This window comes from Alishewanella tabrizica (genome assembly GCF_014652375.1).
GTDB classification, from domain to species: domain Bacteria; phylum Pseudomonadota; class Gammaproteobacteria; order Enterobacterales; family Alteromonadaceae; genus Alishewanella; species Alishewanella tabrizica.
The window spans coordinates 213,623-234,877 of the sequence record NZ_BMYR01000008.1 but is presented as its reverse complement, the minus strand read 5'-3'; the positions used below and the strand labels follow the sequence as shown (position 1 = coordinate 234,877).

Sequence of the window (21,255 nt, the reverse complement as noted above, 5' to 3'; positions counted from 1 at the left end):
TATAGTGAAAACAAGTGGATCAGATTTCAATTGTTGAAGTGGATCAGTTTTGCATTGTTGGTAACACCTGTCCAGCATGGATGCTGGAGAAGAGCTTACAGGGATGTATTCACAGCGTCTTTGTGTGCGTTATCGGCTTAAAGCAGCCTAGCGGTTCGGTTACGTCAATCTAATAAAAAACGGCTTTTAGCTTCCTACTAAATCGTATTAGGCTAAAAACAAAAAAACCGCCAAGGTGTTAACCAAAGCGGGTTTCTTCGAATATGGCGGACGCAGGGATTGCAGGCGGCTATCCTGCCGCCTGCCCTTCGGGCCAGCTAAAGCTGTCCCAATTTGCTCCCGGCAAATTGGTCGAACCTAACGGAGCTTCTCACCACCTGCGTCAGTAGCATTAAGTTAATAGCAAAAAACCCACTGAGGTGTTAACCAAAGCGGGTTTCTTCGAATATGGCGGACGCAGGAGGATTCGAACCTCCGACCGCTCGGTTCGTAGCCGAGTACTCTATCCAGCTGAGCTATGCGTCCGGGGTATTGCTTATTTAATAATTTTTTACACATTTAATTAAGCACCGTGTAAAGCATTATTGCTAAGTGCTTGTAACATCCCATTTCAGATGGCGGACGCAGGAGGATTCGAACCTCCGACCGCTCGGTTCGTAGCCGAGTACTCTATCCAGCTGAGCTATGCGTCCATCTGAAAAATGGCGGAGAAAGAGGGATTCGAACCCTCGATAGAGTTTCCCCTATACACCCTTAGCAGGGGTGCGCCTTCAGCCACTCGGCCATTTCTCCGCACTGTGTTGCGGCGTGTATATTAATGTTTCAGGAAAATAAGTCAAACAATTTTTAGAAGTTAAAAGCCTGTTTGCTTACCTTTCAAGCAGTTTGTTGATTATTTAACTGAAATGCCGCAACACAATCAATAACCAACACTGCTCAGGATTAACCTACTGTTATTCGTTCTCGTTGGTGTTACCGTCGTTCGTATCTTTTTCCGCTTGTATGCGCATATAAATTTCTTCGCGATGTACGGAAATATCTTTAGGTGCATTAACACCAATACGAACTTGATTACCTTTAACACCCAACACTGTTACGGTGACTTCGTCACCAATCATTAGTGTTTCACCTACACGACGCGTAAGAATTAGCATGCGTTTGCTCCTTTGCCTGTCATTAACAGTGATCAATCACTGCAGTGTTCATTAGTCTTTAATAATAAGCGCTGCATCATACAACAACGCTTGAATAATTGGAAAGATTCCAGCTAAAACCATTATAACGCGACTTAATCAAAGCCGTGCTTTTATGTAGTCAAATGCCTCAGATAACACGTTAGGCAGTGCCGCAGCATCGGTGCCGCCCGCTTGAGCCATATCTGGACGACCACCGCCTTTACCGCCTAATTGATTTGCAGCCCAACCTACTAACTGCCCAGCATGAACTTTATCGGTTAAATTAGCACTCACACCTGCAATTAAACTTACTTTATCATCATTAACTGTAGCTAATAATATGACAGCGTTGGCTAATTTATTTTTTAATTCATCTAACAAGGTACGTAAGGCTTTTGCATCCGTTTGTTCAAGTTGCTGCACCAGTACTTGCACCTCACCAATACGCTGTACATTATCGGTTAATGATGCCCCAGCCATACTGGCTAGCTTAGCTTTTAACTGATCAATCTCTTTTTCTAATCCTTTGCTACGATCTAAGGTGTGCTGTACCCGCTCGGCTAAACTAAACATATCGCCTTTTAACAGACTAGCCGCATGTGCCGCTTGAGCTTCAACCTGCTGCACATAGTGAACTGCGCCTTTAGCGGTTACTGCTTCGATACGGCGTACGCATGAAGCAATCCCCCCTTCAGCAACTATTTTGAATAAACCAATATCACCTGTACGATCGACATGCGTACCACCACAGAGTTCAATCGAGAACGCTCCCATGCTCAAAACACGCACTTCATCGTCGTATTTCTCACCAAACAGAGCCATTGCACCCGCTTCTCTTGCGGCATCAATGGGCATCAAGCGTGTTTCTAACGCCGTATTAAGCTGAATTTGTTCATTTACTAATTGTTCAATTACCTGCAGCTCATTAGGCTTAACTGCTTCAAAATGCGAGAAGTCAAAACGTAAGCGCTCTGGCCCTACTAGTGAGCCCTTTTGAGTCACATGCTCGCCAAGCACTTGACGTAAGGCCGCATGGAGTAAATGTGTAGCGGAGTGATTTTTACGTATCGCATTGCGACGTACCAAATCAATTTCAGCTTGAACCTTAGTGCCAACCCGGATCACGCCAGTGGCTTGACCTTGGTGAGCAAACGCTTTGACAACTTTAACGGTGTCTTGCACATGGAAAACCGTACCATCATTTAATGTTAAGGTCCCTGTATCACCCACTTGACCACCCGATTCTGCATAGAATGGGCTGGTATTCAAAATAATTAACGCCGTATCGCCTGCATCTATTTGTTGTACGTGTTGACCTTGCTTTAAGATCTCCAGCACTTCGGCATTACCAAAGTGCTCGGTATAGCCCGTAAAGGTGGTTTGCTGCGACGACACCAATTGTTGATTGTAATCGGTACCGAAATTACTGGCTTGCTGTGCACGTTTGCGCTGTTGTGCCATCGCGGCATCAAAGCCCGCTTGATCAATGGTTAAATTACGCTCACGCGCTACATCATTGGTTAAATCAACTGGGAATCCATAGGTATCGTAAAGTTTAAACACCACGTCACCAGGAATTTCGCTCGAGGTTAAGGCGGCTAATTCTTCATCTAAAATTTGTAAACCACGCTCCAGTGTTTTACCAAACTGCTCTTCCTCTAAGCGTAACGTTTTTTCAATAATGGCCTGCTTTGCCACTAACTCGGGATAGGCATCGCCCATTTGCGAGACTAATGCAGCAACTAAGGTATAGAAAAACGCGCCATTCGCCCCCAGTTTGTTGCCATGGCGTACAGCGCGGCGAATTATGCGACGCAGCACATAACCACGCCCTTCATTAGATGGTGTAACGCCATCAACAATTAAAAAGGCACAGCTACGAATATGATCAGCCACTACGCGTAACGATTTATCGGTGAGATCTTTGGCACCCGTTACCGCCGCTGCCGCTTTTATCAACGCGACAAAGGTATCGGTTTCATAATTACTGTGCACATGCTGTAAAATCGCGGCAATACGCTCTAATCCCATGCCAGTATCCACACTGGGTTTAGGCAAAGGTAACATTTCACCGCTGGCTAAACGGTTAAACTGCATAAAGACGATATTCCAGATCTCGATAAAGCGATCGCCGTCTTCTTCAGCTGAACCCGGTGGCCCACCCCAAATATGATCGCCGTGATCGAAGAAAATCTCAGTGCAGGGACCACAAGGACCCGTATCACCCATTGCCCAGAAATTATCTGAGGCATAAGGGGCACCTTTGTTATCGCCAATTCGGATAATACGATCAGCAGGCACCCCAATATCATTTAACCAGATAGCGTAGGCTTCATCATCTGTCGCATACACTGTAACAAGCAACTTGCTTTTAGGCAGATTAACAACTTCAGTAAGAAACTCCCAAGCATAGCGAATGGCATCTTGTTTGAAATAATCACCAAAGCTGAAATTACCCAGCATTTCGAAAAAAGTATGATGCCGAGCGGTATAACCCACATTCTCAAGATCATTGTGTTTACCGCCGGCACGGACACAACGCTGTGCCGATACCGCGCGCTGATAATTGCGCTGATCTTGACCTAAGAAAACATCTTTAAATTGCACCATCCCGGCATTGGTAAAGAGCAACGTTGCATCATTACCTGGAATAAGCGAGCTACTGGCCACCACACTGTGATCTTTACTGGCAAAAAAATCTAAGAAAGCTTGCCGAATAGCGGCAGATGTCATACTCATGAAAAATCCTGTTTATTTATCGGTTAATCATTCTGGTGAAACACCGCGCGGATTTGCTCACTGCTAAAACCGCGGCGTTGTAAATACGCCATGCGTTTCAATTTATCTTGATAATCTTTAATGGCCTTGTCCGCAAACTTCTTGTTATAAGCCTGACGGGCCAGTTGCCACCAATCTATCTCTTCTGCTGCTAACACTGCTTGTAATTGTTGCTCAGTCAACTGATGTTGTCTGCACTCTTGCAACAGCACACGATAACCATAACCTTGTTGGCAACGATTACGAACTAGCATATATAAAAAGCGTTCTTCATTTAAATAGTTTTGCGCGCGGCACCAAACCAGTACCTCAGCAATGTCCGCTGCACTTGCCCCTTTACGTTGTAACTTTAGGCTTAACTCAGCACAACTATAATCACGGCGACTTAAATAGGCCAATGCAGCTTTACGTAAAGCCTGTTGTTGTTCAGTCATTACACTTCCAATATACCATCCTGCCGAGCGTTCACTTGTAATGCAAATAATTCATTAAACGACAAAAAGAAGGCAATATGTAGTATCGGTACAACCACAATTAATCCTAGGAGCATGGTAGGTATGGTTAACACGATCAGCCCCAAACTCAGTAGACCAAATAAACCAAGCGCAGACATATTACGCCAACAGGCTAAAAAGCTCGCTTGTAAAATTAAACTAATGCGTTGTTCTTTTAAAAAGTACGCAATCGCCACGGCATAAGCAAACAACATACTGATCAGTAATGTGCCTAACATTAATAATAGAAGTTGCCATGTTATGGCAGGATCCTGCACGCCTGTTTCCGCTGCTTGCGTCATGGTAATAAAAAGTTGCTCACGAAAGTGCACTAGAGGTACCGAAATAAAAAAATTCGCACTCGCAATTAACATCAGGATGCGTCGACAAGCGGATTCTTTAAACGCTTTAAATAACCAGTCAATACTGATGGTTTGTTTTTGTTGCACACCGACAATGGCATTATAAAATCCGGCGGTAAAAAACGGGCTAGCAAGTACGCCTAAAACCAGGGTAATGGGGTGTAAAGTAGCTAAAAAGGTGAGTACCAGCGTTAATAAAATCATTTGTACAAATACAAATGGCGCCTGTTTGAAAATTTCCCAAGCCTGCTTGAGCCAAGCAATGGCCGATGTGGCTACAACACGACGAATAATAAGTTTTATCTGAAACGGCTTTTCCACACGAACTCCATAACCAAACGCGGCGGTTATCACCAGCTTGTTGGTTCTTATCATACTGTAAATGGCAGCTAATTAAGAGACATAGCGACTGAAAAAACTGTGGTAACGACTAAACGCAGCCAATTACGGCGCGTTTAGTCGATTATTGCGAGGAAGAACGCAGTACTTAGCGGATATTAGGCGCTAACCAACTCTCGGCGGTGGCGAGATCCCAGCCTTTGCGCTGGGCATAATCACTGACCTGTTCAGCATCAATTTTACTTACAGCAAAATACTTACTGTGCGGATGCGCAAAATACCAGCCACTTACTGCTGCGCCTGGCCACATGGCATAGCTTTCCGTTAACTGCATGCCTATTTTGGAGGTCACGTCGAGTAACTCAAATAAGGTGCCTTTCTCGGTATGCTCTGGACACGCAGGGTAACCTGGTGCCGGACGGATCCCTTGATACAGTTCACGAATTAATTGTTCGTTGTCCAGCGTTTCGTCTGGTGCAAATCCCCAATATTCTCGGCGTACTTTCATGTGCAAATATTCAGCTAAGGCTTCAGCTAAGCGATCAGCAAGCGCTTTAACCATAATACTGTTGTAATCATCATGCGCTTTCGCAAATTCAGCAGCAAACTCATCGGCACCAAAGCCAGTACTGACGGCAAAAGCCCCTACATAATCGGCAACGCCCGATCCCACTGGTGCAATAAAATCGCTTAAACAGCAATTAGGCGCATTATTTCGCAATGCTAATTGTTGCCGTAATCCATATAAGCGACAGCGTTCGGTGTGGCGATGCTCGTCGGTGTAAATGATAATATCATCACCATCACTGTTCGCTGGAAAAAAGCCAAAGGCGGCTTTGCCTGCGATCCTGCGCTCTTGAATCATCTGATCTAAAATGGCATTAGCATCTTGGAATACTTTACGCGCCTCTAAGCCAACTTCAGCATGATTTAGGATGGCAGGGTATTTCCCAGAGAGCTGCCACGTTAAAAAGAAAGGTGTCCAATCAATATATTCACGCAGCGCCTGTAAATCAATGTCATGCCAATAGTGCACGCCAGGCTGTTTTGGAGCTGCCGCAACTTTGCTTAAGTCTAACGGAAAACGATTAGCACGGGCCTCTGTCAAACTCAGCATTTTTTCACCCGGGCGGCTACGATGATGCTGTTCTACCGCAATGCGATATTCTTCACTAACTCGAGCTAAATAATCAGGTTTATGCGTTTTACTGATCAACGATTGCACAACAGACACACTGCGGGAAGCATTGGGCACATACACTACACCATGTGCATAATGCGGTGCTATTTTAACTGCCGTGTGCGCCTTAGACGTTGTAGCGCCGCCAATGAGTAATGGCACCGTGAAGCTCAGGCGAGTCATTTCTTTAGCAACATGTACCATTTCATCAAGCGAAGGCGTAATTAAGCCAGATAAACCAATAACGTCTACCTGACGCTCTTTGGCAACGCGTAAAATTTCCGCACAAGACACCATTACGCCTAAATCAATGACTTCAAAATTATTACATTGCAACACAACACCCACAATATTCTTGCCAATGTCGTGTACATCTCCTTTCACGGTGGCCAATAGCACTTTACCTTGCGCCTGCCCGCCTTCTTTTTCTTGCTCAATAAAAGGTTGTAAATAAGCTACCGCCTTTTTCATCACCCGAGCAGATTTAACCACTTGTGGCAAAAACATTTTCCCTTCGCCAAACAAGTCTCCGACCACGTTCATACCGTCCATTAACGGACCTTCAATAACATGCAGTGGTTTTTCTGCTTGTTGGCGAGCGTCTTCAGTATCTTGGTCAATGAAGTCGGTTATGCCTTTTACCAAAGCGTGCTCTAAACGTTTGCCTACAGGTAAGTTGCGCCACGCATCATCTACCTTTTCTGCCACGCTGCCATCACCTTTGAACTGAGCAGCAATCTCGAGCAAGCGTTCTGTTGCATCGGCTCGGCGATTTAAAATAACGTCTTCCACGCGCTCACGTAACAATTCAGGGATATCATCATATACCGTCAATTGACCCGCATTGACGATCCCCATATCCATACCAGCACCGATGGCATGATACAAAAAGACCGAATGAATGGCCTCACGTACCGCATCATTACCACGAAACGAAAACGAAACGTTTGATACCCCCCCAGAAATTTTGGCATAAGGGCATAGGCGTTTTATATCACGGGTCGCCTCAATAAAATCGACAGCGTAATTGTTATGCTCTTCAATCCCTGTGGCAACCGCAAAAATATTAGGATCAAAAATGATATCTTCAGGAGGAAAACCAACCTGTTCAATCAATAAGTTATACGCCCGCTGACAAATCTCGACTTTACGGGCGCGCGTATCTGCTTGGCCTTTTTCATCAAACGCCATGACCACCACAGCGGCGCCATAACGGCGTAATAAACGAGCTTGCTGTAAAAAGGGCGTCTCGCCCTCCTTTAACGAAATAGAATTAACAACGGCCTTGCCTTGAATACATTTTAAAGCGGCTTCAATAACCTCCCATTTCGACGAGTCGACCATTATTGGCACTCTTGAAATATCGGGTTCTGATGCCAATAGGCTTAGATAACGCACCATGGCCGCCTTGCTATCAAGCATGGCTTCATCCATATTGATATCAATTATTTGCGCACCACTGGCTACTTGCTGCCTTGCAACATCAAGGGCGGTTTCGTAATCGCCTTTCAAAATGAGTTTCTTAAAACGGGCTGAGCCCGTCACATTGGTTCGCTCACCTATATTAATAAATCGTGCTTGTTGACGCATTACCACTCCACCGAAAACGCTTCTAGCCCTGCTAAATGAAAACTATGATCTGTCGCTTTAGGTTGCCGCGGTGGTGCGTTTTTCACCGCATCACTAATCGCTTTAATATGTTCTGGCGTGGTGCCACAGCAGCCACCCACAATATTTAAAAAACCTTGTTGCGCCCAATCAGCAATCTCTGCCGCCATGTCGCTAGCCCCTAAATCATACTCACCGAATTCATTTGGCAATCCTGCATTCGGGTGTACCGATACATAGGCCTCAGAAATGCCAGATAAGGTTTCAACATAGGGCCGCAACAAATCGGGACCGAGCGCACAATTAAGGCCAAAACTCACTGGTTGAACATGAGCCAATGAATGATAAAACGCTTCTGTGGTTTGCCCCGATAACGTACGCCCTGAGGCATCGGTAATAGTACCGGATATCATCACCGGTAAGGCATAACCACTGTCTTCAAATACTTGCAATACCGCAAAAGCAGCGGCTTTAGCATTTAAGGTATCAAATATGGTTTCTAGCATGATGATATCGGCACCACCGGCAATCAAAGCACGTGTCGATTCCATGTAAGCAAGTACTAACTCATCAAAACTCACATTACGAAAACCGGGATCATTCACATCAGGCGAAATAGAGGCTGTACGGTTAGTAGGCCCTAACACACCAGCGACGTAACGTGGCTTAGCAGGGTTTTGCGCAGTAAACTCATCACAAACACGTCTGGCCAGGGCGGCAGCTTCCTGATTGATGCGAGCCGACAAATGTTCCATTTGATAATCGGCCATAGCAATGGTCGTGGCATTAAACGTATTTGTTTCAATAATATCGGCACCGGCTTGTAAATATTGTCGATGTATCTCTGCAATTAACTCAGGTTGCGTTAACACCAACAAATCGTTATTGCCTTTTAGATCCGTAGGCCAAGCAGCGAACTCAGCGCCTCGATAACCGGCTTCATCTAACTGGTGTTGCTGAATCATGGTGCCCATAGCGCCATCCAAAATAAAAATACGCTGCTGCAATTGCTCACGGAATGCGCTTGGACTTAATCGTGCTGTTGTCATGCTTTATTTCCGACCAATTTGGTTAATATCAAAAGGCGTCGCTTGATACACATAATAGTTTAACCAATTACTGAATAATAAAAAGGCGTGTGATTGCCATAACTTTTGAGGACCTTGCAAAGGATCATTGTGCCGATAGTAATTTTCTGGCACTCGGGCTGAAAGACCTGCGCTAATGTCTCGTTTATACTCATCATCTAGGGTAGTAAGATCATACTCAGGATGGCCTGTCACAAAAATGCGACTGCCACTACTATTTTGTAATAAATAGGCACCGGTTACATCGGCTTCTGCCAGTATGTGCAAATCGGCATGTTGCTGATACTTTTGTTTAGGAACTTGTGCATAACGCGAATGAGGCACGAGGAACTGATCATCAAAACCTCTCACTAGTGGGCTTAGCGGTTGTGTAACCTGTTGCCAATATACCCCAGACAGTTTTTCACCTCTGATTTCTCGCTGTAACCCATAATAATGATATAGCGCGGCATGAGCTGCCCAACAAAGAAACAACGTTGACGTAACATGGGTATCAGCCCAACGTAATATCTCGCCAAACTGCTGCCAATAAGTCACATCTTCGTAATCCACTAAGCCTAGTGGCGCGCCGGTGATAATCAGGCCATCATATTTTTGTTGTTGTACATCTGAAAAAAACCGGTAAAAACAATTTAAATGGCTCTCAGAGGTATTTTTACTAACGTGATCATCAATACGTAGTAATTCAATATCTAACTGCAAGGGACTATTCGCCAATAAACGTAAGAGTTGTATCTCAGTGACGATTTTATTAGGCATCAAATTTAAAATAGCAATACGCAGTGGCCGAATGTCCTGTGCGGCAGCACGACTCTCAGTCATCACAAAGACATTTTCTGCCGAGAGGGCCTCAACAGCAGGTAATTGATCGATTACTTTTACAGGCATAACAGACTCCACGCACAGTTTAAGATGCCACTTTGCGTAAAAAAGCTGGAAAAGTCAACTTCTATACGTTTAGACGTCTAAAGATTGCGCTGGAGTACAAAAAAAGTGTTGGAAGCAACGAATAAAAAAATCCCTATGCTCAGATAGGGATTTTTATCATGCTTAGCGCTTGTTTAGAGAAGCGCTGACACGCTTGCTATCGCTTCTGCCTAACGATGCTGTTTTAGACATCATCAGCGTCAGGCATCTCATCAAGCTCAGGCACATCGGTAGCTTGGGCAATGGGCGACTCACCCGGTTTTAGTAATAAACGCTCACGTAATATTTTCTCAATTTCATCGGCTATAGCGGGGTTTTCAGCTAAAAATTTCATGGAATTGGCTTTACCCTGACCAATTTTATTGCCTTTGTAAGCGTACCAAGCACCGGCTTTATCAACCAGATTTTGCTGCACACCTAAATCAATGAGCTCGCCTAGCTTATTAATACCGGCACCATATTGAATAATAAATTCGGCTTGTTTAAACGGCGGTGCTACTTTATTCTTAACCACTTTTACCCGTGTTTCATTACCGGTAATTTCATCACCTTCTTTCACCGAGCCGATGCGACGAATATCTAAACGTACGGAAGCATAAAATTTTAAAGCATTCCCCCCCGTCGTAGTTTCTGGGCTACCAAACATCACACCAATTTTCATACGAATTTGGTTAATGAAAATACACAGCGTATTAGAGCGTTTGATATTAGCGGTTAATTTACGTAATGCCTGCGACATTAAACGGGCTTGTAAACCCATATGGCTATCACCCATATCGCCTTCAATTTCTGCCTTAGGCGTTAACGCTGCGACCGAGTCAACAACCACAACATCTACTGCTGCTGAACGCACTAACATATCGCAAATTTCTAACGCTTGCTCACCGGTATCGGGTTGCGAAACTAAGAGTTTGTCGACATCTACGCCAAGCTTTTTCGCATAAATAGGATCCAGTGCGTGCTCTGCATCTATAAAAGCACAGGTTTTGCCGGCCTTTTGTGCCTCTGCAATCACTTGCAAGGTGAGTGTTGTTTTACCCGATGATTCTGGACCATAGATTTCGACAATACGGCCATAAGGTAATCCACCGATACCCAACGCAATGTCTAAGCCCAAGGAGCCGGTAGAAACCGCTGCAATATCTAAGGCAGTACTATCACCCAATCGCATAATTGAGCCTTTACCAAATTGGCGTTCGATTTGGCTTAAGGCGGCACTAAGGGCTTTTTGTTTGTTGTCGTCCATTATTTGCTCCGGAAAAGTCGGTCAGATTCTAGCACTGTATGAGCATACAGTAGTCGAGTTTTACTGTGCTGTCAACAGCAAGATGCATTGTTGTAAGGCATGATCGATCGCTTGCTGGCGAATGTGTTGGCGATCACCATTAAACAAACACGTCTGTGTGGTTAACTGTCCCATCACCATAAAACCAAAACATACCGTTCCCACGGGCTTTAACACTGAGCCACCACCGGGCCCAGCTATACCTGAAATGGCTACAGCAACTTCAGCGGTCGCCGCTTTGGCTGCACCTTCAGCCATTTCTCTCACGGTTTCTTCACTTACCGCGCCAAATTGTAATAAAGTGGCACTGCGTACGCCAAGCAGCTGTTGCTTCGATTTATTACTGTAGGTGATAAAACTGCGATCAATATAAGCAGAACTGCCTGCTATGGCGGTTAACCAATAAGCTAGGCCACCACCCGTGCAGGATTCAGCAGTGGTGATACTGCTTTTTTTCCGTAATAATAGCTGACCTAACTCGCTGGCAAGCTCAACAGTTGTTATTGCCTTTGTCATAGTTAATCCAATGGGAATGAATAGTCACATTATGCCGTCAGACCAGAAACCGGAGCAAGCCCTAAGCGCACACACCCCTATGATGCAACAGTATCTAGGGCTTAAGAGCCAACATCCACATATTTTACTGTTTTATCGGATGGGCGATTTTTACGAATTATTTTATGACGATGCGAAAAAGGCCGCGGCATTACTAGACATTTCGCTTACTAAACGTGGACAAAGCGCAGGCGAACCCATACCCATGGCAGGCGTGCCTTATCATGCGGTTGAGGGCTATTTGGCGCGGTTAGTGCAATTGGGCGAGTCGGTGGCAATCTGTGAGCAAGTAGGTGATCCGGCAACAAGCAAAGGGCCGGTAGAACGTAAAGTCGTACGGATAGTAACGCCTGGCACGGTTACTGATGAAGCATTACTCAACGAGCGACAAGATAATTTGTTGTGCGCCATTAGTCACAGCCGTCAATGCTATGGCTTAGCACAATTGGATCTAAGCAGTGGTCGCTTCTTACTCAATCAAGTTACTCATCTAGATGATCTCGCGGCCTTGTTACAACGCTTAAATCCAGCCGAACTGCTGTATCCAGAAGACTTTAATCAGAGCACTATAACCAGTGGCAAAGGCGCGCGCCGTCGCCCTGTTTGGGAATTTGATCTCGCCAGCGCTGAACGCACGCTGTGTCAGCAGTTTGGCACGCGAGATTTACGCAGCTTTGGCGTCAGTGAGGCGCCAGTGGCACTCATGGCCGCCGGCTGTTTAATGCAATATGTTAATGATACACAGCGCGCACAGCTTCCGCATATTCGCAGCATCGCCTTAGAACGTCCAGAAGATTATATTGTGTTGGATGCGGCTACCCGCCGTAATTTAGAACTTACCAGCACCTTGTCTGGGCAAACTGATAATACGCTTGCAGCGGTGTTAGACCGCTGCCAAACCGCGATGGGATCACGTTTATTAAAACGCTGGATCCATGCGCCACTGCGCGATCATGCGCGCTTAAACCAGCGTTATGACGCCGTATCCGAGTTAACAGATGATTATGAGGTATTGCAACCGCATCTTAAGCTTATTGGAGACATTGAACGCGTGATCGCACGGATTGCCTTAAGAAGTGCCAGGCCACGTGATTTTGCTCGTTTACGTCAAGCGCTTATGGCACTGCCCGAATTACAGCAACAGCTTCAGTTAGCCAGAAGCTCGCTTTTATTACAACACGCGAGAGACAGTAAACCGCTACCGGAGTTACTGGCTTTATTAACGCGTGCCATTGTTGAATCGCCTCCGGCACTCATTCGTGATGGGGGTGTGATTGCCACTGGCTATAATGCTGAACTTGATGAGTGGCGTAATCTCGCCACTGGCGCTACCGATTATCTACAGACATTAGAATTACGCGAGCGTGAGCGCACGGGAATTCACTCCTTAAAAGTAGGGTTTAACAAAATCCATGGTTTTTATATTGAGACCGGCCGCAGCGCAGATAATAAAGTACCTGCTGATTATGTCAGACGGCAAACACTGAAAAATAATGAACGCTATATCATTCCTGAGCTAAAAGAGTATGAAGACAAGGTATTAGGTAGCCAGAGCAAAGCGTTAGCGTTAGAGAAACGCTTGTATGAGGAATTATTTGAACTGGTTAGCCCAGCACTTGCTGCGTTACAACAATTAGCAACGGCCTTGGCAGAGTTAGATGTGCTAGCCAGTTTTGCCGAAGTTGCCATCGTGCAACACTATTGCCGCCCTCAACTGAGTGAACATACTGGTATTAACATTGAAGCAGGGCGACACCCGGTGGTAGAGCATGTGCTTAAAGAGCCTTTTATTGCCAATCCATTGCACTTGCATCAACAACGCCGGATGTTAATTATTACTGGCCCCAATATGGGCGGGAAATCAACCTATATGCGCCAAACCGCACTGATCACTTTAATGGCAGCGATAGGCAGTTTTGTACCGGCAAAAGCGGCGATTATTGGGCCAATTGATCGTATTTTTACCCGCATTGGTGCATCAGATGATTTAGCCTCTGGGCGCTCTACGTTTATGGTAGAAATGACTGAAACAGCCACCATTTTGCATCATGCCACCGCACACAGCTTAGTATTAATGGATGAAATTGGTCGAGGCACCAGCACCTATGATGGGCTAAGTTTAGCCTGGGCCTGTGCCGATCATCTGGCAAACCGGATCCACGCGTTAACCTTATTTGCAACGCATTATTTTGAGTTAACCCAGTTACCCGCGTTATTACCCGGCGTTGTTAATGTGCACTTAGATGCGGTAGAACATGATGACAGTATTGTGTTTATGCATCATGTACAAGAAGGCGCAGCAAGTAAAAGTTTTGGCTTACAAGTTGCGCAATTAGCTGGCGTACCCAAACAGGTTATTTCACAAGCCAAACAAAAACTACTGCAGCTGGAACAACAAGCACCCGCTTCCCTCCCCCCCGTTGCTTATGCAGCGCAGAGGTTAGCGACATCGCCGCAGCAATTACCCTTGCTCGCCCCTGAGCACCCTATTATCCGTCAGCTCAAACAATTGCAACCAGATGAATTGACCGCTCGACAAGCATTAGAAATATTATATAAATTAAAACAAGAACTCGATGCAGAGCACTAATCGCGTAAGGATATCTTTATGATACAGAAGGATTTGAGTCTATCTGCTATCGTGGCAGGCTTTGTTGCGGTACTCGTTGGCTTTGCCAGTTCTGTCGCTATTGTTTTTCAAGCCGCAGCGGCTGCAGGGGCAAGCAACGAAATCATGGCTTCTTGGCTATTAGCCTTGGGTATTGGCATGGCCATCACGTGTATAGGCCTATCGTGGTATTATAAAGCCCCTGTTATTACCGCGTGGTCAACCCCTGGTGCCGCTTTGCTGGCCACCAGTTTACAAGGGTTAACGCTGGCTGAAGCAACCGGGGTCTTTATTTTTACCGCGATATTGGGCGTAGTCATAGGTTTAACGGGCATGTTTGATCGTTTAACCAAATTACTCCCCTTGCCTTTAGCCAGTGCCATGCTAGCCGGTATTTTATTACAGTTTGGTTTAGCCATCTTCAGTGCAATGCAACAAGAACTCGTGTTAGTCAGCGTTATGTGTCTTACTTATTTAGTCGCAAAAGCGCTCAGCCCGCGTTACGCTATTTTATTGGTTCTACTTAGCGGTGTGATTACCGTTATTGTTGCTGGAAATCTCGACTTGTCTGGCGTTACCTTAAGTTTGGCAACGCCTGTCTGGGTGAGCCCTGACTTTTCACTAACGGCAATGCTTGGGGTGGGCTTACCGTTGTTGTTGGTGACGATGGCGTCACAAAATATTCCAGGCGTAGCGGTGTTACGCACCAGTGGCTATGACACACCCGTTTCCCCTCTGATCACGGGTACTGCATTAAGTACCCTATTACTCGCCCCTTTTGGGGCATTTTCAATTAACCTTGCGGCAATTACCGCAGCCATATGCAGTGGTAGTGAAGCCCATGCCAATCCAACTAAACGTTATATTGCGGGTATCGCTGCGGGGGTGTTTTATTTGTTGGCGGGACTTGCTGGCGCTACCGTTGTCGCACTGTTTGCGGCCTTTCCGCACGCCATGGTCGCTGCGTTAGCTGGGCTTGCCCTCATCAGCACGATTGCAACAAACCTACAAGCCACCACCGCAGATCCAGAATATCGCGATGCCGCGGTGATCACGTTATTGGTAACCGCTTCTGGCGCAAGTTTTTTTGGGATTGCTTCGGCGTTTTGGGGTTTGGTAGCTGGCGTGCTCGCATTGCTCGTGCAGCGTGTTCGCCGTCAATAACATAAGATACGTGGTTGTTCGACGCTATATCACAGCGTCGTCTAGGCGTTAATAAGTTAGCCCAAATTTAAGCATGTTGGTAAGGAAATGTATGGCGCACTTTACCTGCCGCCAAGAGAGGTACGGAGTAACAGTGTTTTAGAATTTAACGTGCTTACTGCCAGCCTGTTGCCACGACAACAGGCTGGCAGTGTACACAATACACCAAAAACCTAACGCAAATAGCGTATAACACGCGCTCACAGAAAATTGATTACAGGTGTCACTCGCACTTATTCTTGAAACAGTGTTTCAATATTCAAGCCTTGATGGGTCACAATTTCCCGCAAACGACGTAATGCCTCTACTTGTATCTGACGCACGCGCTCTCGGGTTAAGCCAATTTCATGGCCAACATCTTCCAACGTTGAAGGCTCATAGCCAAGCAATCCAAAACGCCGGGCTAACACTTCTCGCTGTTTTGGATTTAACTCTCCCAGCCAAATTACAAGATGCTGTCGAATATCGGCGTCTTGTAATTCCAGTTCAGGACCAAGCTCTTTATCATCAGCAATAACATCTAATAATTGTTTTTCAGTGTTACCAGCTACGGGCGTATCAACAGACGTAATTTTCTCATTTAATTTGAGCATCTTACGAACATCTTCAACAGGTTTATCTAACGCAGCAGCAATTTCTTCAGCTGAAGGTTCATGATCAAGTTTTTGTGAGAGTTCGCGCGCAGCCCGTAAATAAATATTTAGCTCTTTCACCACATGTATGGGTAAACGAATCGTGCGGGTTTGATTCATAATCGCCCGCTCAATAGTTTGACGGATCCACCATGTAGCATAGGTAGAAAAACGAAAACCGCGTTCTGGATCGAATTTCTCAACCGCTCGGATCAGGCCTAAATTACCTTCTTCGATAAGATCCAATAGCGCTAAACCGCGATTAATGTAACGTCGTGCAATTTTCACCACTAACCGCAAATTACTGACGATCATGCGTTTCCTGGCATTTTTATCGCCTTTTAACGCTAACCTAGAAAAATATACCTCTTCTTCAGCAGAGAGTAGCGGAGAAAAACCAATTTCACCCAAGTAAATCTGGGTAGCGTCCATGGTTTTTTGGCTATCATCTTTTACAAATAGCTCATCTTCTATCCCCTCATCGACTGACAGCTCCATCAATTCGGGATCTAAGTCGTCGTCAGATAAAATACTGTCTTCAACTAATTCGTCTTCTTTAAACTCTGCCTGACCATTGTCTTTTGTTGCCATATCCATTCTCCCCTACTCAGTCCATGCTTAACTGCACGCCTTTGCTTCCATGCAAGTGATCATCGATTTTTAGTTTTTTTTTTAATCTGAGTTATCGTTTTTAACATTAATTATTTTCGTCTTTACTTTGGCAGATACCTGAGTGGATCAACAGATTGACCTCGGAATCTGATCTCAAAGTGTAATCGGGTACTCGCAGCATCGGTATCACCCATTTCAGCTATTTGTTGTCCCGCTTTTACGTTTTGCCGTTCTTTTACCAAAATACGCTTATTATGGGCATAAGCGCTCAGATAATCATCGTTATGCTTTATGATAATTAAGTTACCATAACCTCGCAATGCATTGCCGGCGTAGACAACCTGCCCATCCGCAGCCGCGTTGATACGGCTGCCATCTCGGCCCCCAATATCAACGCCTTTATTGCCCTGCTCGGCACTGGAAAACCGCGCTAAAATTTGACCTCGAACTGGCCACTGCCAATTAACCCGCCCAGTATTCAGTGGTGAAGGTTGCGCTGATTCACGTGATACGGGCGCTGAACGTACTTGACCATAACCGTTTTGCGGAGAAGCCGCAACTGGTTTAGTTGTATTTGCGCTATTCTCACGACTACCAGTAACCACCGTTCTCGTCGCAATACTCGAGTTTACGTTGGCAGAAGCCGGTTGCAATTGAATGACTTGACCTGGAAAAATGGTATAGGGCGCACGAATATTATTGCGCGCCGCTAAGGTCCGAAAATCTTGACCGGAACGAAAAGCGATAGAATAAAGTGTGTCACCACGCTGCACCACATAACGACTATTCGTTAAACGCGCTTGCTGCTGTTGATGTTGCTGCTTTCTGAGTTCCAGCGTGGTAACGGGAGCGGGGGTAGAGCGACCAGCACAACCAGTTAGCAATACCATAAATACCAGCGTTGCAAGCCCAATGTAGCTTACAGCACCGAAGGTATGTTGCTTTACCGATCGTATTGGACCAATAATAGATTACTCCTTATTCTGTTGCTGTGTTGCAGCCATTACGGACGTGTTCTCTGTTGTTTGTCCTAGCCATTTTTCTAAGTTTAATAACAACAACATCACGCCAATCGCTACAATAAAACAGCCCGTCGCTAACAATACATCATGCTGCCCAAACATTGTTGCGTAATCACTTGGGCTATACATGGTTGTACCTTGCTGCCAAGGCCACAGTCGATACATCGCCCCTACCACAACTCCCGTTAATAGCGCTAAAGTGGCATCATGGTAACGTTGTAATAGCCATTTAAGAAAGTGCGAAAAACTCAATAAACCAACAACACAACCTGAAGTAAACAATAATAAAACGCTGAGCTGCAGTTCACGCACCGCCAAAATCACTGGCGCATACATCCCAGAGACTAACAGAATAAAACTACCTGAAATGCCGGGTAAAATCATAGCGCAGATGGCAATGGCTCCAGCGATAAAAAACATCCAACTGGCTGGCTGTACTTGCACAGGTGCCAACATGCCAATCGCAATAGCGAACGCAATGCCTATCACAAACAACACGCTACGCCATAAGGTCCAGTTTACTGCCCGCAGTAAAAATGGCAACGCGGTAAGCATAAGGCCATTAAAAAACGCCCATAAAGGCACAGGTCGATGTTCTAATAACCAACTGATTCCCGATGCTAGTGAAAAAATACTCAGCAAAATACCGGTAAATAAACAGACCAAAAAAGTCCCATCAATGTGTTGCCAAAACAGTTGAAAGCGACCTTTAAACACCAGTTGCACTGCCTTACCATTAAACGCGCTAATGGCATTGAGCAAGCGATCATAAATGCCTAAAATAAACGCTAATGTCCCTCCTGATACCCCAGGCACCACATCGGCCGCGCCCATCGCCATGCCTTTAATCATCCATTGTAAATAGTTCATACACTTCCTGAAAGTTGATATTATGCCAAAGCACCCGGTACTAAAGGGACAAAACGCACAGTTTCTATATCTTGACTATGCCATTGTTCAGCGTGACGCTGATATACCCTTAAGACTTGTTGCTCTGAACCTACGGGGATCACCAAGCGCCCGCCATCGGTCAATTGTTCCAATAACGCTTGCGGCACGTCAACTGGCGCGGCGGTAACAATAATGCTATCAAACGGGGCTTTACTTAACCATCCTTGCCAACCATCGCCATGTTTCATCGAGACATTATGTAAATCTTGCTGTTGTAATCGCCGCTTCGCTTGGAATTGTAACGATTTGATGCGCTCTACGGTGCACACGTGGCTAAATAGACGCGCTAAAATGGCCGTTTGATAACCAGAACCCGTGCCAATTTCTAGCACTTTGCCACAACTGCCACCTTGAAGTAGCAATTCTGTCATTCTTGCCACGATATAAGGTTGAGAAATGGTCTGCCCCTGACCAATGGGCAACGCGGTATTTTCATATGCTTTATGCGCAAGTACGGGCTCAACAAATAAGTGTCGAGGGGTCAGCGCTATGGCGGATAACACGTTCGCGTCTCGGATCCCTTCGCTTTGTAATTTCTGTGCCAACACCTGAGCACTTCGAGACGTTACCACCGCCATAACTATAAACGGATCCCATCAAGCCACGTTGCCAACGTTTCCATACTTTTATAAGCAGACATATCGACATGTAACGGTGTAATAGAGGCGTAACCATTTGCAATGGCATAAAAATCTGTGCCTTCCCCTGCATCTAATTCTGGTCCCAACGCACCATACCAATAAATTTTACGTCCCCAGGGATCGATTGCACTGCTCATGGTCTCGGCTTTATGTCGCCGGCCTAAACGCGTTACCTGAATGCCTTTTAACTCACTCAGCGGAATGGCTGGCACATTTATATTGAGGATTTGATCAGCAGGTAACGGATGCGCTTGCAGTTTACGAATCACTTCAACGGTAACATGGGCCGCAGTGGCAAAGTGCTGTTCATCGTGGCCTGCTAATGACACCGCTATTGCAGGCAGACCGAGATGTCGCCCTTCCGTGGCGGCTGCAACAGTACCAGAATACAGTACATCATCGCCCAAATTGGCACCATGGTTAATCCCCGCCACCACCAAGTCTGGGGTAAAAGGTAACAACTGACTAATGGCAAGGTGCACACAATCGGTTGGCGTGCCATTAACGGCAATAAAGCCATTCTCCAGTGTTTGCGTCCGTAGCGGATTGAGCAGGGTGAGAGAATTACTGGCGCCACTGCAGTTTCGATCAGGGCCAACGGTCGTGACCTCGGCTAATTGCATTAGGGCTTGGTGCAGCACTTGAATACCACGGGCATAAACCCCATCATCATTGCTTAATAATATTCGCATTTAAGACTCCATTTGGGCGAGTTCGCGGGCACTGTCGCGGTACGAGACTAATTCCCTTAACACACTGGTGGCAAAGCAGCCTGCGGGTAAGGCAAATCGTAAAATAACGCTATCGTCTTCAATCTCAGCCTGAAGCTGCTGCGGGAGCACTCTGATACTTCTTCGCCCTGCTTGCACCCGTAACGCTTGTAACCCTGTTTGCCAATGTGACCAAGCGGCAATAACCGCTTGCTCAAACGCTGCTGCATCAGCGCTAACCATATTATTACCCTCGCCCACCAGCGGTGCGGTAATATGCAGATCAGTGTCTTGCAGCCGCTGGCTTAGTAATTCATCCACCTCATGCACCGCAAAAATAGAGCCTGAACCATCCAGTTGCACCACATCACCGGCTAATAGCGTTGTGAAATACTGTTGCGTAATTCGTGCGCTAAGCACCTGATTAAATAAAAATGAACGACTAGCCGATAACGCTAAACCACGAATTTTTCTGTCTGCAATACTTTCACCGGCAAACAATCGTTCAGCTAAGTGCAAATTCCCACCCTCAATACCAAAGCGTTGCTCACCAAAATAATTGGGAACACCTGCCTGCACAAGCGCTAATCTATCTAGCAGTGCTTGCGGATCGGACACTTGACTTAATCGAATAGTAAACTGATTTTGCTTTAACGCCCCAAGCCGTAATTTGCGAAAATGCCGAACGACGTGCAATACCGTTGCACCTTCAATCTGCCAATCTTGCCACCGTAACTCGGCTTTAATGGGCCATTTAAAACAAAACCATTGTCGGGTAACAGCATGGCGATCTTTTAGGCCAGCAAAGCTAATGTCCCGTACACGCAACCCCGTTAAGCGCGCTAACTCACGCGCAATGAATTGAGTATTTTGTCCTGTTTTTTCAATGTGCAGTAATACATGTTCTCCGGCGCCACTGGGCTGAAAGTTTAAGGTCTCAACAACCTGAAAATCAGCAGGTACTGCCCGGATCCGCGCTTGTATAGTCGGCTGACCGTACAAATGCGCTAACGGATAGTGTTCAAGTAAATTCCCCGACTGCGCGGTAAATGGCGTATCCATCGTTGTTTTATCCATGCTGCAAA

The 21,255-nt window shown here is 45.8% G+C and carries 17 protein-coding genes and 3 tRNA genes; 2 read left to right on the top strand and 18 right to left on the bottom strand.

Annotation, left to right across the window (positions count from 1 at the left end):
* Positions 1-448 precede the first annotated feature (448 nt).
* The 12 genes from IE070_RS11160 to IE070_RS11105 all read right to left on the bottom strand — a co-directional run bounded on the left by IE070_RS11160 (position 449) and on the right by IE070_RS11105 (position 11,752).
* Positions 449-525, bottom strand: a tRNA-Arg gene (locus IE070_RS11160).
* A 90-nt stretch (positions 526-615) separates the two neighbouring features.
* A tRNA-Arg gene (locus IE070_RS11155) sits at positions 616-692 on the bottom strand.
* 10 nt (positions 693-702) lie between these two features.
* Positions 703-792 (bottom strand) — tRNA-Ser (locus IE070_RS11150).
* A 161-nt stretch (positions 793-953) separates the two neighbouring features.
* On the bottom strand, positions 954-1,154 hold the full coding sequence (csrA, locus tag IE070_RS11145) for a carbon storage regulator CsrA (RefSeq protein ID WP_189483260.1): 201 nt from the start codon (positions 1,152-1,154) through the stop codon (positions 954-956).
* 138 nt (positions 1,155-1,292) lie between these two features.
* Positions 1,293-3,914 (bottom strand): alanine--tRNA ligase, encoded by a 2,622-nt coding sequence (gene alaS / locus IE070_RS11140; protein WP_189483259.1) that lies wholly within the window; start codon positions 3,912-3,914, stop codon positions 1,293-1,295.
* Between the two features lie 23 nt (positions 3,915-3,937).
* Positions 3,938-4,387 carry a regulatory protein RecX gene (locus IE070_RS11135; RefSeq protein WP_189483258.1) on the bottom strand — a complete coding sequence of 150 codons (450 nt, stop codon included), beginning with the start codon at positions 4,385-4,387 and terminating at the stop codon, positions 3,938-3,940.
* Positions 4,387-5,130 carry a hypothetical protein gene (locus IE070_RS11130; RefSeq protein WP_229797042.1) on the bottom strand — a complete coding sequence of 248 codons (744 nt, stop codon included), beginning with the start codon at positions 5,128-5,130 and terminating at the stop codon, positions 4,387-4,389. Before IE070_RS11130 ends, IE070_RS11135 begins: the two co-directional genes overlap by 1 nt.
* A 166-nt stretch (positions 5,131-5,296) precedes the next feature.
* Positions 5,297-7,918 carry a methionine synthase gene (gene metH / locus IE070_RS11125; protein WP_189483256.1) on the bottom strand — a complete coding sequence of 874 codons (2,622 nt, stop codon included), beginning with the start codon at positions 7,916-7,918 and terminating at the stop codon, positions 5,297-5,299.
* Positions 7,918-8,985: a homocysteine S-methyltransferase family protein gene (locus IE070_RS11120; RefSeq protein WP_189483255.1), complete on the bottom strand. Its 1,068-nt coding sequence runs from the start codon at positions 8,983-8,985 to the stop codon at positions 7,918-7,920. The genes metH and IE070_RS11120 overlap by 1 nt, the downstream gene beginning before the upstream one ends.
* A gap of 3 nt (positions 8,986-8,988) precedes the next feature.
* Positions 8,989-9,912 carry a homoserine O-succinyltransferase gene (locus tag IE070_RS11115; protein WP_189483254.1) on the bottom strand — a complete coding sequence of 308 codons (924 nt, stop codon included), beginning with the start codon at positions 9,910-9,912 and terminating at the stop codon, positions 8,989-8,991.
* 223 nt (positions 9,913-10,135) lie between these two features.
* Positions 10,136-11,197 (bottom strand): recombinase RecA, encoded by a 1,062-nt coding sequence (recA, locus tag IE070_RS11110; protein ID WP_189483253.1) that lies wholly within the window; start codon positions 11,195-11,197, stop codon positions 10,136-10,138.
* Between the two features lie 60 nt (positions 11,198-11,257).
* A complete protein-coding gene (locus IE070_RS11105) occupies positions 11,258-11,752 on the bottom strand; it encodes a nicotinamide-nucleotide amidohydrolase family protein (RefSeq protein ID WP_189483252.1) in 495 nt (164 codons plus the stop codon).
* 31 nt (positions 11,753-11,783) lie between these two features.
* On the opposite strand from IE070_RS11105, the gene mutS reads away from it, so the two are divergent.
* The gene (mutS, locus tag IE070_RS11100; RefSeq protein WP_189483251.1) at positions 11,784-14,381 is read left to right on the top strand and encodes a DNA mismatch repair protein MutS; all 2,598 of its coding nucleotides are present in this window, start codon (positions 11,784-11,786) and stop codon (positions 14,379-14,381) included.
* Positions 14,382-14,399: 18 nt separating this feature from the next.
* Entirely contained in the window at positions 14,400-15,563 is a 1,164-nt protein-coding gene (locus IE070_RS11095; protein ID WP_189483250.1) for a benzoate/H(+) symporter BenE family transporter, read from the top strand.
* A gap of 272 nt (positions 15,564-15,835) precedes the next feature.
* Here IE070_RS11095 and rpoS read toward each other — a convergent pair whose 3' ends face one another.
* The 6 genes from rpoS to truD all read right to left on the bottom strand — a co-directional run bounded on the left by rpoS (position 15,836) and on the right by truD (position 21,247).
* Positions 15,836-16,825 carry an RNA polymerase sigma factor RpoS gene (rpoS, locus tag IE070_RS11090; RefSeq protein ID WP_189483249.1) on the bottom strand — a complete coding sequence of 330 codons (990 nt, stop codon included), beginning with the start codon at positions 16,823-16,825 and terminating at the stop codon, positions 15,836-15,838.
* 122 nt (positions 16,826-16,947) lie between these two features.
* Positions 16,948-17,736 carry a peptidoglycan DD-metalloendopeptidase family protein gene (locus IE070_RS11085; protein WP_189483248.1) on the bottom strand — a complete coding sequence of 263 codons (789 nt, stop codon included), beginning with the start codon at positions 17,734-17,736 and terminating at the stop codon, positions 16,948-16,950.
* 81 nt (positions 17,737-17,817) lie between these two features.
* Positions 17,818-18,738: a DUF368 domain-containing protein gene (locus tag IE070_RS11080; protein ID WP_189483247.1), complete on the bottom strand. Its 921-nt coding sequence runs from the start codon at positions 18,736-18,738 to the stop codon at positions 17,818-17,820.
* A 20-nt stretch (positions 18,739-18,758) separates the two neighbouring features.
* On the bottom strand, positions 18,759-19,397 hold the full coding sequence (locus IE070_RS11075) for a protein-L-isoaspartate(D-aspartate) O-methyltransferase (RefSeq protein WP_189483246.1): 639 nt from the start codon (positions 19,395-19,397) through the stop codon (positions 18,759-18,761).
* A gap of 2 nt (positions 19,398-19,399) precedes the next feature.
* Positions 19,400-20,152: a 5'/3'-nucleotidase SurE gene (gene surE, locus IE070_RS11070; RefSeq protein ID WP_189483245.1), complete on the bottom strand. Its 753-nt coding sequence runs from the start codon at positions 20,150-20,152 to the stop codon at positions 19,400-19,402.
* A complete protein-coding gene (truD, locus tag IE070_RS11065) occupies positions 20,153-21,247 on the bottom strand; it encodes a tRNA pseudouridine(13) synthase TruD (protein ID WP_229797041.1) in 1,095 nt (364 codons plus the stop codon).
* Between the last annotated feature and the right edge of the window lie 8 nt (positions 21,248-21,255).